The following is a 15093-nucleotide window of genomic DNA, read 5'->3' on the forward strand; positions in this document are numbered from 1 at the left end:
CCTTGATGTGTCCGAGGCTGCGTACGCTACGAGCCGGCGGCCGGTGCCACCACCTGCACGTGTAGGAAGTTCGTCGGGCGTGCTTCGACGGGGTGCGTCAGTCGCCCGGCGGGCAGCAGTGCGGCGGGCACGGCAAGACCCCGGTGCGACGCCGACCGGTGCCGGGCCGGCGTCGCACCGGGGTGTCTGGATGACGGGGCTACGGCTGGCCGGCCAGCACCAGCTCCCGCAGCCGCCGGTCGAGGGTCGGGGCGTCCAGGCCACCCGGCCAGCCGCGCAGCAGTGCGCCACCCTTGGCCACCAGCACGACGGCCGGCGGCTCCCGCACCGCGTACGAACGCCAGATCGTCTGCTGGTCGTCCAGGACGACCGGATACTCCACCTGGTGGGCGCGCAGGTAGTCCTGGACCTCGTCGGCCTGGTCCGCGCCGGCCACGCCAACGAAGACCACCCGGTCCCGATAGCTGCGGGCCAGCTCGCTGAGGGCGGCCTGGCGACTGGCGCAGGTGGTGCACCAGGAGTTGAAGAAGGTGAAGACGACGGGGCGCTGCGCCCACAGTTCGGCGGCGGCGAACGGTGTGCCGTCGGTCAGCGCGCCGGTGAACGCCGGGGCGGCCGGGGCGGTGCCGGGTGCCGGGCGCAACGCCAGGTCGGCGGGGACCGGTCCGGGCAGCGCCGCCGCCCCTCCGGCGGGCGCCGGTGGAGGCCCGGCCTCGGGTGTGGGCGTGCTGCATCCGCCCAGCAGTGCCACAGTCAGCAGCAGCGGCAGGAGTGCCCGCCTCATGACGGGACCACCGCCACCAGCGCCGGGCCCTCGCTGCTGTCCGACGTCAGGTCGAGCGCCGGCCGGCCGTCCACCTCCAGCCGGTAGGAGGCCCGCTGCGGCACGCGCACCGCAACGGCGAACTCGCAGTAGGTGGGCATGCGCTCGACCCCCAGGTCCTCGGCGAAGGCGGCCACCGCGGTTCCCGCCGGCAGCTGCCCGCTGGCCACCGCCGCCCCGTCCGGGTCGAGTACGCGGTACGGCGCCCGGTTGTGGAAGTGCGTGTACGGGCCGGTGCCGGCGCAGTCCACACCCGCGGCCCGGATGTTGATGTCGCGGACCAGGACCCGGACGGTCGTCGGGGAGACCGCCTCCTGGGTGGCGCCGACGGCGCCGCAGCCGGTCGCGCCGGCCAGCAGCAGGGGCAGCAGAGTCATGATGCTTCGCCGCACGTCATCCTCCTTCGGCCCGCCTGCCGGGTCCGCGGCGGCCTGTCGCCGCGGACCCGGCAGGACCGGGGTCAACCTCGGGCGTCGGTCAGGACTTCTCGACCCGGCACTGCTTGGTCACCGTCTTCGTCGGGTCGCTCTCCGAGGTCGCGGTGAGCTTCACGAAGCCGGTCTCCGCGGCGGCGGCGGTGGCACCCACCGACACCGTGACCGTGGTGGCCTTGCCGAACTGTGCGGTGGCGAGCTGGTTGGGCAGCCAGGTCCGCCAACCCTTGCCGGCCACCTCCGCGGACAGGCGGTAGACGTCCGACTTCAGGTAAGCGCTGACGTTCTCCGGGTGCTGCTGCCCGCCGGCCGAGTAGGTACCGGTGTTGGTCAGCTCGAACGAGCAGGTCACGCCGCGGTTGGTGGGCTTGCCGCCGCTGGTCACCTCGCCCTTGCCCAGGTTCACTCCGTGACTGCTCGGCCCGCCGGTGCCGTCCAGAGAACGCACCGCCACGGTGTAGGACAGCGAGCCGGCCGAGTCCCGCTTGAGATCGATGATGTAGAAGTGCAGCCGGTTGGCCTCGTCGACGTACTCGTACTGGCTGCCGGTGTCCGCGCCGGCGTGGAACAGCGCGTCGGAGAGCTGCCGGTAGTCACCCATGGTGATCTTCTGTGGGGTGCCGTCGGGCCGGTAGAAGTCGATCATGTCGATGTCCTGCGGGTTGGCGTCCACCACCCACTGGAACGGGGCGCTGTCGGCGTTCTTCGTCTTGCTCAGCAGCACGCCGCTGTCCGGGGTGAAGGAGTCCGCGCCCATCCGGTCGACGACCTCGACCGTGTAGTTGTTGAAGTTGCCGCCGTCGCACAACGGGTCGGTGCTGACCGCACAGGTCGGCGACAGGTCCTTGTTGAGCGCGATGTTCACCCCACTCAGACCCTTCGGGCCGGCGTCGACCGCCCGGGACGTGACCTGCGCGACCACCAGACCCGAGGAGGCCAGCGACTCCCGCGACAGCCGCAGCACGTGCTCCTCGCCGACCAGCCCGATCTTGATCTTGTCCCGCAGGGTGTGCAGCGAGCCCATCGAGCCACCGTTGGTCGGTGGGATCTGCCAGCGGGTGTGCGGACCGCCCGGGCCGTTGAACGACCCGCGCGACATCATGCTCCAGATCCCGGTGTACGCCCGGCGCAGCGGCTCGCCGTACGGGTTGTTGTAGTTGTCGCCGATGCCGAGCAGGTGGGACAACTCGTGGGCGTAGACGCCCATGCCGGAGCTCTCGCCCTGCGTCGAGGAGCCGCCGCCAGCGTTCGGCCACAGCGTCGCCGCCGCCTTCCACGAGGTCCAGTCCACGTAGCGGGTCTTCGCCCAGTTCGGCAGGTTGGGGTCCGGCGGACCCCAGGCGTCCGGCACGTCCTCCTTGTTCTGGAAGATCATCTGCCCGAACTCCTGCCAGGTCGACGACTCGTCCTGGCCGGCGCTGAGGATGAACACCAACTCGTACTGGTTGGCGACCTCCTCGCCGACGGCCGCCCGCCAGGCGCCCAGGCCGTCGGTGCGGATGTTCTTGCCGCACACGTCCCCGCTCGGGCAGGCACCCGGGTTGAACCCGTTGTCCAGCCCGTACTGGTAGGACTTGGCCGGCATCTGGTACGGCCCGAACCCGGTGAGGTCGACGCCGTAGCGGCCGTTGGAGTCCTGCATCCAGTACTCGTGCAGGGTGTGGCCCTTGTTCAAAGTGTTCGGGGTGTTCAGGAAGTCCTGGTAGAACTTCGGCACGTCGGCCCGGGGAATGTTCGTCGCGACGGACTGCGGGTTGCCGAACACCGTCGAGCGGGCCCGCTGGGAGACCGCGAACGTCTCATCCGGATAGTCGAGCGCCACCAGAGCGATCTTGAAGTTGCGGACCGAGCCCGACACGCTCGGGTCGGCCCAGTTCTTGCCCGGCACAGCCTTGTAGTCGTTCCAGGTCATCGTGTCCGGGTTCTGCCAGGCCTGCGGGTCCAGGACCTGGAACGGCGCGGTGCCGCCGGCCGGGTTGGCCGGGGCCGCGGCGGCCTGCGCCGCCCCGGTCGCCACCAGGGTGGTCACCACGGCTGCGGCCAGTACGGCCCGCCTCAGCCGGGTTCGATGGGGGGTAGCACGGTGCACGGAATCACCTCTCGTCGGAGGAAAACGCGGCGCTGGCGTCCCGGTGGGGGTACCGCGCGACACCTGTCAGCAGGCCGCGCAGCGAATCTAGGAGGGCGGGCCGGTGCCGGTCACCGTGCAGATGTCGGCAGGTGGGCCGACGACTTCCGACACCTGAAGGACCGGCGTGCCCGCCGGCTCAGCCACTGCCGGCCCCGAACGCCGGCCCGGCCGTCGCCGCGAGGGCCCGCAGCACGTCGCGGCGCACCCCGTCCACAGCGGTGCCGGACAGGGGTCCGCGCGGGGGGCGGCACCGTCCGCCGAACCGCCCGGCGCACTCCATGGCCAGCTTGACCGCCTGTACGGCTTCCGGCCGGGAGGCCCAGCCCAGGATCGGGTGCAGCTCGGCGTAGAGCGGCAGCGCCCGGGCCAGGTCGCGGGCGGCGCACAGCTCGTACAGGCGCACGGCCTGGCGGGGCAGCGCGTTGGGCAGGGTGGCGATCCATCCGGTGGCGCCGCACAACACCAGTTCGAGCACCACGTCGTCGGCCCCGACCAGCACGTCCACGTGTGGGCAGAGGTCCCGCAGGCGGTGCAACCTGCGGACGTCGCCGGTGACCTCCTTGACCGCGACGATCCCGTCGATCTCGGCGACGGTGGCCAACAGGTCCGGCGTGAGGTCCAGCCGGGCGTCGTACGGGTCGTTGTGGGCGACCACCGGCAGGCCGACCGCCGCCACCTCCCGGTAGTGGGCGACCACATCGGCGGGCCGGGCGGCGGGCCCGTCGGGCGGCCGTGCCAGCACGCCGTCGGCGCCGACCGCGGCGGCCTGCTCCGCCCAGTGGCGGGCCTGCCTGCTGCCGTAACCGCCGACACCGGGCACCACCGCGCAACCGGGTGGCGCGGCCTGCACCGTCGCCTTCACCACGGCGGCCCGCTCGTCGTCGGAGAGGGCCCGGTACTCCCCCATCGACGCGCACGGCGCGACCCCGTGACACCCCTCGGCGGCGAGCCAACGGACGTGTTCCTGGAGTTGGTCGAAGTCGACCGACAGGTCGGTGCGGAACGGTGTGGTGATGGCGACCAGCACGCCCCGCCAGGGCCTACCAGTTCCCACTCGGATATCCCCTCCCCGCCGGCAAACGCCCGTCATCGGTACCGCATCGTGCGCGGGGCACCGGTGCGGTCCGTACCGGAACCTTAGGAACGTCTGTCATCCCCGGTCTTCGGACAGATGCCGGAACAGTCGCGGTGCCGTCCGTCCTTATGTCGCGACTTCGACAGTGGACCTTGCGCAATGGCCCATCCGCACCGGAGGGTAAGGACTGACGGTCGCGCGATCCCTGTCACGCAGCGCAACCATGGGAGATACATGCACGGTGAGCTCCAGCGAATCGTCGACGCCGTCGCCGCCCGGGTGGGGCGACCCGCCCTCATCGAGGACCGGCGGCAACGGGTGGTCGCCTACAGCGAGCACGACGGCCCGATGGACGACGTCCGCCGGATGTCGATCCTGCGTCGGCAGACGACGCCGGAGGTGATCGCCTGGTTCCGGGGGAAGGGCGTGCTCACGGCGCGCGCACCGATCCGCACCCCGGCGTGCGCCGAGCTGGACCTGCTGGCGAGGGTCTGCGTGCCGATCCGGCACGACGACCTGCTGCTCGGGTTCGTCTGGTTCATCGACGCCGACGGCTCGATGACCGATGCCGACATCGCCACCGCGGCCGGCGCCTTCACCGACCTGTCCCTGGCCCTCTACCGGGAGAACCTGCTCGGTGAGCTCGCCTCGCAGCGGGAGACCGAGGCCACCCGAACCCTCCTGGTGGAGGGCCGGCAGGCGCGGGAGCACGCGGCGCGGGCGCTGCTGGATGAGGGCGTGGTGGCCGCCGACGGATCTACCGTCGCGCTCGTCGCGCAGCTCGTGCCGACCGGTGGGCGGCAACCCGACGAGGTGGCCCGGATCGCCCTGGAGCAGGCCCTGGTCACCACCCGTCGGTGGATCGGCGTACGGGAGACGCTGCACCTGGTCTGGCACGACCACGGGGTGCTGCTGGTCTGCGGCGACCGGATCGCCGGCCGCCCCACGCCGGAGGCTTCCGCCGCGCATCTGGACGCGGCGCTGAGCACCGCGACCCGGGGTCTGGCGTCGGTGGACCGGACCGTGACCGGGATCGGCCAGCCCCGCGCCGAGTTGTCCAGCGCCGTCGCGTCCTACCAGGAGGCCGCCCAGGCGGCCCGGGTCGGCACCCAACTGCCCGCGCTCGGCCGGGTGATCTCCTGGGCCGGCCTGGGCATCTACCGGGTGCTGTCCCAGCTGGACAGCCAGCATCTGGACGTCGCGGGCGTCCATCCCGGGCTGGAGCGGCTGCTGCGCGACGACGCCCACCAGGTGCTGCTGGAGACCCTTGAGGCCTACCTCGACCTGGCGGGCAACGCGCACGCGACCGCCGAGAAACTGCGACTGCACCGGACCACGCTGTACTACCGGCTGCAGCGGGTGGAACAGCTCGCCGGGACCGACCTCAAGGACGGCAACGAGCGCCTGTGCCTGCACCTGGCCATGAAGCTCGGTCGCCTCACCGGCCACTACCGCACACCGTGACGCCGCCCGCCCGTGGCGTGGCCGCGAACAGCGACGCGACCGAGCGGACGGTCCTCGTCACACCAGGCGGGTCATCCAGCCGTGCGGGTCGGCGGCCCGGCCGTACTGGATGTCGAGCAGATGCCGACGCAGCCGCATGGTCACCGAGTCCTCGGCACCGGCCTTCGGTGCCGTCACCTCGCCGCCGTCCCAGACCAGACGCCCGACCGGCGTGACCACGGCGCCGGTGCCACACGCGAAGACCTCGGTGATCGCGCCGGATGCCACGCCCTCCTGCCATTCCCGGATCTCCACCGGGCGCTCCTCGACCTCCAGGCCCAGGTCCTTGGCGAGGATGAGGATCGACCCCCGGGTGACGCCCTCGAGGATGGTGCCGAGTTCCGGGGTGATGATCTTGCCGTCGGCGGTGATGAAGTAGAGGTTCATGCCGCCCAACTCCTCCACGTAGCGGCCCTCGGCGGCGTCCAGGAAACAGACCTGCTCACAGCCGTGCTCGGCGGCCTCGACCATCGGCGCCAGGCTGGAGGCGTAGTTGCCGCCGCACTTCGCCTCACCCGTGCCGCCGCGCGCCGCCCGGGTGTATTCGGTGGAGAGCCAGATGGAGACCGGCTTGACACCACCGGAGAAGTACGCGCCGACCGGGCAGGCGATCACCATGTAGGTGATCTCCTTCGCCGGGCGAACCCCCAGGAACGGCTCGGACGCGAACATGAACGGTCGCAGGTAGACGCTGTACTCGTCCTCGTCCGGCACCCACACCTGGTCGGCCCGGACCAGCCCCTCGACCGAGGCCATGAAGTCCGGCACCGGCAGTTCGGGCAGTGCCAGCCGTCGGGCGGACCGGGCGAAGCGCTCGCCGTTGGCCTGCGGCCGGAACGACCAGATCGAGCCGTCGGCGTGCCGGTACGCCTTCATCCCCTCAAAGATCTCCTGCGCGTAGTGCAGCACCGCCGCGGCCGGGTGCATGAGGATCGGGCCGAAAGGGACGATCTCGGAATCCTGCCAGCCGCCGTCCGGCCTCCACACCGCCCGTGCCATGTGGTCGGTGAAGTAGGTGCCGAACCCCGGATTCGCCATGATCTCGGCTCGCCGCTGCGCGCTGGCCGGGTTCGGATTCTGCTGCAACGGGAACGGCAGGCTCATGGCCGGGTCCTCTCAATGGCCGCATCCCTGGGCGCTCAGTCACCGAGAACGAACACGCAGGGGAAGTTTGTCGGATGACAGGTGCAGAATACCGACCGTATTGTCGCCGGTCATAGGCAGACTGCGGCGACTCGGGAGGGACGGTGCGCCGGTGAGCCGGGGTGACGAGCGGATCGTCGCGGCCGCCGACAGCGCCGCCCGCCAGGTGGTGGGCCGGGTGGTCGTGTGTGCGGGCACCGACCTCGTCGACGTCGACGACATCCGGGCGTTGCTGGCCCGGCAGCCGCGCTTCGCGCAGCGGCACTTCACCGCGGGTGAGCGCGCGTACTGCCTGCTCGAACGCGACCCGGCGGAACGCTTCGCCGTCCGTTTCGCCGCCAAGGAGGCGGTGTTGAAGGCTCTCGGCACCGGCCTGAGCGGGGCGGCCCTGCGGGAGATCGAGGTGGTGCGCCGGCACTCCGGGCAGCCGGAACTGGCCCTGGCCGGGCGCGCGGCGGCGCTCGCCGAGGCGGCCGGTGTCCATTCCTGGCTGATCACCCTGACGCACACCCGACATCTGGCGCACGCCTTCGTCGCGGGCGTGGGCCAACCGGCCTGAACGCTTCCTAATCTATTCGTCCAAGTTGGACATTGCGCTCATATGATTTGATTGACCGTCGATGCCACATTGTTGACTTTAGCCATTCAGTGTGGAGGTTCGACACTGGCCATCAGCCGATATTTACCTCGCAATCGGGCAAAACAAGGGGCAGTCAAGACCGGCAATACCTCTAGTCACTCCTGTCGATATCCCAGATAGCGAGAGTCGTTTGACGGACCCGGATCAGCCCCAGAGGATTTCGATCAAGCGGTTCCTCGGGGGATGGGGAACTTTCGTGCATACTTCGAGGTGCATCACGGGGTGGGACGCCGTAACGGCGTCGATGCTGCTGCCGAGGGGATATTGTGGAACCACGCACGCTCTCTCAGCTCCTGGAATTCGAGCGTCGCATAGTGCCGGCCGCCGGCCTGATCCGCGCGGCCCAGATCCGTGGCGACGGCGATCAGGCCCTCGCGCACCTCGACCAGCTCTGCCGCGACATCGAGCAGCTCGCTCCGCTGATGCCGACGCGTCAGATCGAGGCGACGGTCCACGACTTGCGTGCCTGGTCAGACTCCGGTTTCCTGGCGAAGCCGGCCTTCGACGCGACCCGTGACACCGTTCCCGCGCCGGAGGACGGAGAAGCCGCCGCCTTCGTCGGACCGGTCACCCTGCCCAACGGCGACGGCTCCCGCGGCGCCTTCCTCGAGGCGTTCACGGTCGTCCGCCAGGACCCGGACTGCACCGCCGAACTTCAGTCGCGCTATCCGCACGACAAAGCGGTTTTCCAATCGACCCGACTCCTTTCCGCCTCCCCAGGATTGCGCGACGGAAACTGCGTCGTCTTCTTCCCGGAGAACATTCCGACGGCCAGTCCCACAGTGGATCAGTCGTTCGCCTGGTTCTTCTTCAACCGGCACACCACCATCTACGCCCGCACGCTGGAAATCGTGGCGCGGCTCTGTGGTGTCGGTTCCCCGTTCGCCGACACGAAGGTGCTGGCGTCCGCCGACGTCGACCCGGAGGACGTCTATCAGGCGCGCTGCGTCTGGGGCTACCTGCACGACTACTACCACCACACCGGGCCCCGTCCACTGGATCAGCACCTGGCGTTGAAGACGAAATGGCGCCCCGGTCTCGCCGAGGAGCTCAAGGTCGATCTGAAGTCGGCGATCGCCTGCCACGAGGAGTCGGTGCCCTACGGCGACATCATTTTCGAGTACATCATCCTGGAAAGGCTCTTCCGCTACCCGGCCGAGCCACGCCCGTTGCGCAACTTCGACTCCGGGACCGGCTTCGCCCTCGGCACCTGGCTTGCCGAGCACGGCCTGTTCACCATCGGCGACGACGGCCGGCGCAGTCTGGCCGGCAAGGCGGAAATCGTCGCATCGGCCAAGGAACTCGTCCGGACGATCGAGGAATTCGAGGCGATCACCGACGACGAGTCCTATCGCGAGAAGGTCACCGATTTCCTGTACGAGAGATTGCTACTGGAACCGGAGAACAAGGCGGACAGGTACGGCGGCCCCCGGGCATCCCTGAGCCTCTGGGGCAGTGAGGTCCATGTCTGACGGGATCCCGACCATCACCGACCGTGCCGTTGCCCTTCGCGATCCCGGTTTCTGCCGGTTCCACACCGACAACACCGCGGTCGTCGACTGGTCGGCCGAGCGCGGCTGGTCCGACCTCTCCGTTGAGCCGTACGCCCCGATGACCATGGATCCCGGCACCCTCGTGCTGCACTACGGACAGAGCGTCTTCGAGGGCCTGAAGGCGTTCCGCCAGCCCGACGGCTCCGCCGCGTTGTTCCGCCCCGCCGACCACGCCCGCAGGCTGGCCCGGTCGGCGCGTCGGCTGGCGATGGCCGAGATGCCGGCCGACCTGTTCCTGGACGCCTGCGCTCAGCTCGTCGCCGTTGACGACGGCTGGCTTCCCGAGGAGCCGGGCCAGGGCCTCTACCTGCGCCCGTTGATGATCGCGACCGAGGCCGAGCTCGGGCTCCGCGACTCGCGGCGCTACCGGTGCACCTTCCTGGCGTATCCGGCCGACCCCTGCTTCGGCCGGGCCTTCACCCCGATCTCCGTGCTGACCTCGGCGGACACGGTACGCGCGGTGCGCGGCGGGATGGGCGAGGCGAAGTGTTCCGGCAACTACGCCGCCAGCCTGCTGACCCGCAAGCGAGCCCAGGCGCGCGGCTACGACGAGGTGCTGTGGCTCGACGGCCTCGAGTTCCGCTGGGTCGAAGAGCTCAGCGGCATGAACGTCTTCTTCGTCTGGCGCGACGACGACGAGCGGCACGGCGTGCGGCTGACCACCCCGCCGTGCCAGGGGACGATCATGCGGGGCGTGACCCGCGACTGCGTCATCACCCTCGCCGGTGAGCTCGGCATTCCGGTCACCGAGGAGCCGACCCCGATCGACGCCCTCATGGCCGGCGCCCGGTCCGGGCGACTCGTCGAGATGTTCGCGTGCGGGACCGCCGCCGTGGTCGTGGCGGTCGGCCGGATCGCCGACGGAGACGACGACGTGACGATCGGGGACGGGCAGGAAGGCGTGGTGACCGCCCGGGTGCGGCACACGCTCATGGAGATCCAGCACGGCAGCCGCCCGGACACCCACGGATGGCTGCGGAGCGTACGCAAAGACCTTGCATCCGTTCACAGCTCGACCGACCGACAGTAAGGGAGATGGCGGATGCCTGACGCCAACGGCCGTTCCACAGCGGGTTCCAGCTCAACCGAACTGCCGCACGTCACCACCATCCACACGCTCGGGCCGACCGGCACCAACCTGGAGAAGGCCGCGCACCGCTGGTTCGCCGACCGACAGCGCCAGGGCCGGGTGGTCCTGCACGCCGAGGTCGAGGATGGCCTCGACGTCATGGCGTTCGACGGCAGCGAGGCGATCCTCGCCTGTGCCGTTTATCCGCGCCTGCACGACCTGGTGTTCGGTAATCTCCATCGGCTCACGATGGCCGACAGCTTCATCCTGGACACGTACGACATGGTGCTCGCCGCGCGGCCGGGCCAGCAGTCCGTCACCACCATCGTCACCCATCCCGCCCCCAGCTGCCTGGTGACGAATCGGGGCACGATCTCGTACGCGAGCAGCAACTCGGTGGCGGCCGCCGCCTGCGCCGCGGGCGACTACGACGCCTGCGTGACCACCGACCGCGCGGCCCAGGCCCAGGGGCTGCGGACGCTGGAGAACTTCGGTCCGGTGCCGATGGTGTTCACCCTGCACGTGGGGAAGGCCGGCGCCGCGTGTTGATAATCGTCCAGCCGCTCTCGGCCGGGATCCAGCTGGCGAGCCGGCTGGTGGCGGCCGGTGTCCCGTGCCTGATCCCGACGCAGTTTCCCGACCTGCTGCCGGCGGAGGTCCACTCCGGCGCGCGCGTCGTCGACTGGCATCCGGACCACGGCGTCCCCGCTCTGCTGGCGCTCGTCGACCGGCTGGGGGTGACGCCGACCGGCGTCATCGCGGGCTTCGAGTACACCGTCGGCCCGGCGGCCGAGCTGGCCCGCGCCCTCGGGCTGCCGGCGCTGAGCCAGGATACGGCCGAGGCCGTCCGGCAGAAGGACGTGATGCGGGAGCGCTGCGTCAAGCACGGCATCGCCGTCCCGGCATCGATCACGGTCCCGGCCGACGATGTGGGCGAATGTCCCTTCGCGTTCCCGGCGGTCGTCAAGCCGGCCGACTGGGGCGGCAGCCTGATGGTGCGCCTCGTCCGGGACGCGGACGAATACCAGCGCGCGTGCGTGGAGATCCACCGGTACGGCGAGGTCAGGTTCCACCACGATCCGCGGCGGGTCGCCCTGGTCGAGGAGTACGTCGAGGGCCCCGAGTTCTCTCTGGAGGGCTGGGTGGACGCGGCCGGGCTGCATCTCGTCAGCATCACCACGAAACTCGTCAGCGCGCTGCCGCAGTTCTTCGAGATGGGCCACGTCGCCACGCCGCCACGGAGTTCACCGCACGGACAGCTGCTGCACGAGTTCGCCGCGCAGGTGGTCGCCGCCTTCGACATCACCGTCGGGCCGTTCCACATCGAGACCCGCATCGCCGCGGACGGCCGTCCGGTGCTGATCGAGGTGGGTGCACGGTTGGCCGGCGACTGCATCCCCGAACTGATCATGGCGGGCCCTGGGGTGGATCTCTACCTGGCGACGGCTGAGGCGGCGCGGGGCGGCCGTTACCTGGACGAGCCGGTCTCGTCGGCGAGCGCCGGGGTCGCCTTCGTCACCACCGATCGGCCGGGCGCCTTCGCCGGCAGTGTGTCCGGCATCGAGGCGTTTCTCGATGCCGACGAGTTCGACCGGATCGTCTTCGAGGCCGAGCGCGGCGCCGCGCTCGACCCCGACGACATCTTCCACAACCGGGTCGCGCAGGTCTATTTCGTCGGCGATCCCGGCCGGGTCGAGGACCTGGTCGGCGCCGTGCTCCGCGACGTGCGGGTCGATATATCCGACAAGGAAGGCAGCTGATCGTGAGCAAGGACAACGATCTGATCGTCGAGGCGACGACCGCACCCCGTTCGAAGCCGGCGGCCGACGCGCCGACGCGCCCGGGCGGCGTTCTGACCGATCATGCGTACTCGATGCGGTGGAGCAAGCGGCGGTCCTGGCAGGGCATGGTCATCGCCGACCGGGACGCGGTGCCGTCCGTACGGCCCACGTCCTCGGCCCTGAACCACGGACAGGCGGTCTTCGACGACCTCGCGGCCTACCGGATGACCGACGGGTCCGTGTCGGTGTACCGCCCGGACAGCCACATCAAGCGGCTCAACAACGGGGCCCGGCGGATGGCGCTCCCGCAACTCGACTTCGACCGCGTCTGGCTCGCGATCCGCCGACTCGTGGACCTGGACGAGGCGTGGATCCCGGCGCAGCCCGGGTCGGCGCTGCTGCTGCACTCCGTCCTGGCCGGCAACGGCTCGTCACTCGAGGTCGCCCCGGCCGAGGAGTGCCTGTTCACGATCGTGGCGAGCCCGCTGACCCGGCCGGCTCCCAGCGACGTGCCGGTGCGGGCGATGGTCGTGGACGACTACGTGCGGGCGTGGCCGGGCGGCACGGGGGACATCAACGCCGTCGGTAACTACGGGCCGGGGCTGGTCCCGCGGGAGATCGCCGCCAACTACGACTATCACCACGTGCTGTGGGTGGGCGGCGATCCGGAGCGCACTGTCCAACAGGTCGGCGCGATGAACGCGTTCTTCGTCATCGACGGCGTCCTGACCACGCCGTCGCTGGACGGCACCGTACGGCCGGGGATCATCCGCGACTCGATCATCAAGCTGTCCCGTGACGCCGGGACCGTTGTCGTCGAACGGCCGGTTCCGTTGGCGGAGGTGTTGCAGGGCATCAGCGACGGCCGGATCACCGAGTGCTTCGGCACCGGCACGGTCGAGGGCGTCGTGTCCATCAACGGCCTCGGCTATCGCGGGGAGGAATACCGACTGCCCGGCAGCGTGGCCGTGGCGTCGCACCTCCGAGAGATGCTCGGGGGCCTGCACCGCGGCGAGGTGATCGACCGGTTCGGCTGGATGCGCCGGCTCACCGAAGTTTCGACTGTCCACGCCTGACCACGGCAGCGCAACCCGTCAGGAGATCTAGATCATGGCCTACGTCGTCACCGATGCGTGCATCGGGTGCAAGTACACCGACTGCGTGGACGTCTGCCCGGTCAACTGCTTCCACGAAGGCCCGGAGATGCTCTACATCAATCCGGAGGAGTGCATCGACTGCAACGCCTGCGTTGCCGAATGTCCGCCGGAAGCCATCTGGGCCGATGTCGAGCTGCCCGAGGACAAGTTCGAGTGGATCCTGATCAACGGTGAGATGAGCCAGCAGTACCCGGTGATCTACCAGAGCGACGCCAATTCCGTCAGCAAGAAGTCCGCCTCATAAGGGATGGGATCGACAGACATGACTACCATCGAGAACTCGTTCATGCTCGGTCTCGATTCGAACTTCTACCTCAAGGACGACTTCGAGAGCCCGGAGAAGCGGACCAACGTCACCTGGTTCTACCCGAAGATCTGCGGCTTCCAGGACGCGCTGCGGACCGAGCAGGAGAAGGCGGAGTACTTCTCCTTCCTCGACCGTCAGACGCACCCGCAGCAGACGAACATCCTGCTGTACTTCCACATCCCCTTCTGCGAGGCGTTCTGCAACTTCTGCGCCTGCTTCAAGGAGTCCTCGGCGAAGTACCAGGGCGAGCAGCGGGTGCGGTTCGTCAAGGCCATGGTGAAGGAGATCGAGCGCAACGCCCGCTCGGCGTACTTCCAGGGCACGAAGATCAAGTACGTGCAGTTCGGCGGGGGCACGCCGTCGGCGCTCGACCAGGAGTCGATGGCGACCATCATCCAGGCCGTGCACCGCGAGTTCGACCTGAGCGAGGTCGACGGGATCTCGTTGGAGGGCAGCCCGCTCGGCCTGTCCACTGACGGCTACATCGAGATGCTCAAGTCCCTGGGGATCACCCGCATCTCGTTCGGCGTGCAGACGCTCAACGAGGAGATCCGGCGCAAGCTGACCATCAAGGCCACCGTCGAGCAGGTCTACCAGACGGCGGAGAACATCCGCAAAGCCGGGATCAGGACCTTCGCGCTGGACCTGATGTACAACCTCGCCGGTCAGACCGACGAGATCCTCGCCTCCGACATCCACGGCATCTGCGCCGAGCTGCGCCCCAGCTTCGTGCAGACGTACCGGTTCAACCAGTGGGAGGGCACCCGGCTCGACAAGCAGATCCGGGCCGGCAAGGTGAGCGACGTGCTGCCGTCCGGCAGCATCGAGCGGGTCCAGTACCGCCAGATCAAGGAGAGCCTGGCCGACTACGGGTACGACAAGCAGCTCCTGATCAACTTCTTCACCCACCTCGACGAGACCGGCCCGATCGGGCTGGACCACGCCTGCGGCGGCAACGGCTACCGGGCGAGTTACACACTGGGCATCGGCCCGGCCGCCGAGAACTACATGGGTGAGCGGAGCTACCGCAACCACACCAACGTGGACCGCTGGATCAAGGACGTCGAGGACGGCATCATCCCGATCGAGCAGGGCCGGATCTGCAGTGAGGACGAGGTCGAGAACCGGGTGATGGTGTTCTTCCCGGTCTTCGGCACCGTACGCAAGGCGGACGTGGCCAACCTGGAGAAGTACCGCCGGGAGATCAACTGGATGGTCGAGAGCGGGTACGCGATCGAGACCGACGAGGACATCACCCTCACCGAGGTCGGCCGGGAGAACGCCGGCAACATCGCCTTCCTGTTCTACTCCGACGAGGAGAAGGCGCGGGCCCGGCGCACCATGTACCTCTCCCTGAAGAACAAGCGCAACCCGTTCCACCAGGACGAGATGAACATCCCCCGCACACCGGTCTTCCTGCAGTCCAAGCTGGCGACCCGGCCAGCCGACTCCAGCACCGCGCCGAAGGCGGGCTGAC

The 15093-nt window shown here is 69.4% G+C and carries 14 protein-coding genes; 9 read left to right on the forward strand and 5 right to left on the reverse strand.

The annotated features are described in order from the left end of the window. Nucleotides 1–199: 199 nt before the first annotated feature. The 4 genes from AB0C03_RS27560 to AB0C03_RS27575 form a co-directional block, all read right to left on the reverse strand. On the reverse strand, nucleotides 200–784 hold the full coding sequence (locus AB0C03_RS27560; protein ID WP_051708314.1) for a TlpA family protein disulfide reductase: 585 nt from the start codon (nucleotides 782–784) through the stop codon (nucleotides 200–202). Next, nucleotides 781–1215, reverse strand: coding sequence for a hypothetical protein (locus tag AB0C03_RS27565; RefSeq protein ID WP_156057442.1), 435 nt, complete (start codon nucleotides 1213–1215; stop codon nucleotides 781–783). Before AB0C03_RS27565 ends, AB0C03_RS27560 begins: the two co-directional genes overlap by 4 nt. A gap of 85 nt (nucleotides 1216–1300) precedes the next feature. After that, complete coding sequence (locus AB0C03_RS27570) at nucleotides 1301–3346, reverse strand: M6 family metalloprotease domain-containing protein (RefSeq protein ID WP_036411164.1); 2046 nt, start codon at nucleotides 3344–3346, stop codon at nucleotides 1301–1303. A gap of 178 nt (nucleotides 3347–3524) precedes the next feature. Further along, the gene (locus tag AB0C03_RS27575) at nucleotides 3525–4442 is read right to left on the reverse strand and encodes a dihydrodipicolinate synthase family protein (RefSeq protein ID WP_357639803.1); all 918 of its coding nucleotides are present in this window, start codon (nucleotides 4440–4442) and stop codon (nucleotides 3525–3527) included. A 255-nt stretch (nucleotides 4443–4697) separates the two neighbouring features. On the opposite strand from AB0C03_RS27575, the gene AB0C03_RS27580 reads away from it, so the two are divergent. After that, nucleotides 4698–5927, forward strand: a complete 1230-nt coding sequence (locus AB0C03_RS27580; protein ID WP_051708318.1) for a PucR family transcriptional regulator — start codon at nucleotides 4698–4700, stop codon at nucleotides 5925–5927. 57 nt (nucleotides 5928–5984) lie between these two features. Here AB0C03_RS27580 and AB0C03_RS27585 read toward each other — a convergent pair whose 3' ends face one another. Further along, nucleotides 5985–7070: a branched-chain amino acid aminotransferase gene (locus AB0C03_RS27585; protein ID WP_030330882.1), complete on the reverse strand. Its 1086-nt coding sequence runs from the start codon at nucleotides 7068–7070 to the stop codon at nucleotides 5985–5987. Between the two features lie 151 nt (nucleotides 7071–7221). Here AB0C03_RS27585 and acpS point away from each other — a divergent pair, with 151 nt between their 5' ends. The 8 genes from acpS to AB0C03_RS27625 all read left to right on the forward strand — a co-directional run bounded on the left by acpS (nucleotide 7222) and on the right by AB0C03_RS27625 (nucleotide 15092). Continuing rightward, nucleotides 7222–7668 carry a holo-ACP synthase gene (acpS, locus tag AB0C03_RS27590; RefSeq protein WP_209444528.1) on the forward strand — a complete coding sequence of 149 codons (447 nt, stop codon included), beginning with the start codon at nucleotides 7222–7224 and terminating at the stop codon, nucleotides 7666–7668. Nucleotides 7669–8015: 347 nt separating this feature from the next. Continuing rightward, on the forward strand, nucleotides 8016–9221 hold the full coding sequence (locus AB0C03_RS27595) for a DUF6421 family protein (protein ID WP_030330886.1): 1206 nt from the start codon (nucleotides 8016–8018) through the stop codon (nucleotides 9219–9221). Next, the gene (locus AB0C03_RS27600) at nucleotides 9214–10332 is read left to right on the forward strand and encodes a branched-chain amino acid aminotransferase (RefSeq protein WP_051708320.1); all 1119 of its coding nucleotides are present in this window, start codon (nucleotides 9214–9216) and stop codon (nucleotides 10330–10332) included. The genes AB0C03_RS27595 and AB0C03_RS27600 overlap by 8 nt, the downstream gene beginning before the upstream one ends. A gap of 12 nt (nucleotides 10333–10344) precedes the next feature. Continuing rightward, on the forward strand, nucleotides 10345–10920 hold the full coding sequence (locus AB0C03_RS27605; protein WP_030330890.1) for a bacilysin biosynthesis protein BacA: 576 nt from the start codon (nucleotides 10345–10347) through the stop codon (nucleotides 10918–10920). After that, nucleotides 10914–12131 carry an ATP-grasp domain-containing protein gene (locus AB0C03_RS27610; RefSeq protein ID WP_357639809.1) on the forward strand — a complete coding sequence of 406 codons (1218 nt, stop codon included), beginning with the start codon at nucleotides 10914–10916 and terminating at the stop codon, nucleotides 12129–12131. The genes AB0C03_RS27605 and AB0C03_RS27610 overlap by 7 nt, the downstream gene beginning before the upstream one ends. A 2-nt stretch (nucleotides 12132–12133) precedes the next feature. Further along, complete coding sequence (locus AB0C03_RS27615; RefSeq protein WP_357639811.1) at nucleotides 12134–13228, forward strand: aminotransferase class IV; 1095 nt, start codon at nucleotides 12134–12136, stop codon at nucleotides 13226–13228. Between the two features lie 34 nt (nucleotides 13229–13262). Next, the gene (locus AB0C03_RS27620) at nucleotides 13263–13553 is read left to right on the forward strand and encodes a 4Fe-4S dicluster domain-containing protein (protein WP_030330895.1); all 291 of its coding nucleotides are present in this window, start codon (nucleotides 13263–13265) and stop codon (nucleotides 13551–13553) included. A gap of 18 nt (nucleotides 13554–13571) precedes the next feature. Further along, nucleotides 13572–15092 carry a coproporphyrinogen-III oxidase family protein gene (locus tag AB0C03_RS27625; RefSeq protein ID WP_036411167.1) on the forward strand — a complete coding sequence of 507 codons (1521 nt, stop codon included), beginning with the start codon at nucleotides 13572–13574 and terminating at the stop codon, nucleotides 15090–15092. Nucleotide 15093: the final 1 nt, after the last annotated feature.

This window comes from Micromonospora parva (assembly GCF_040649675.1).
Lineage (GTDB): Bacteria > Actinomycetota > Actinomycetes > Mycobacteriales > Micromonosporaceae > Micromonospora > Micromonospora parva.

Coding starts and splice junctions, on each gene's coding strand:
- AB0C03_RS27560 (WP_051708314.1), bottom strand. CDS start 784: ATGAGGCGGGCACTCCTGCCGCTGCTGCTGACTGTGGCACTGCTGGGC.
- AB0C03_RS27580 (WP_051708318.1), top strand. CDS start 4,698: ATGCACGGTGAGCTCCAGCGAATCGTCGACGCCGTCGCCGCCCGGGTG.
- AB0C03_RS27585 (WP_030330882.1), bottom strand. CDS start 7,070: ATGAGCCTGCCGTTCCCGTTGCAGCAGAATCCGAACCCGGCCAGCGCG.
- AB0C03_RS27600 (WP_051708320.1), top strand. CDS start 9,214: ATGTCTGACGGGATCCCGACCATCACCGACCGTGCCGTTGCCCTTCGC.
- AB0C03_RS27605 (WP_030330890.1), top strand. CDS start 10,345: ATGCCTGACGCCAACGGCCGTTCCACAGCGGGTTCCAGCTCAACCGAA.
- AB0C03_RS27620 (WP_030330895.1), top strand. CDS start 13,263: ATGGCCTACGTCGTCACCGATGCGTGCATCGGGTGCAAGTACACCGAC.
- AB0C03_RS27625 (WP_036411167.1), top strand. CDS start 13,572: ATGACTACCATCGAGAACTCGTTCATGCTCGGTCTCGATTCGAACTTC.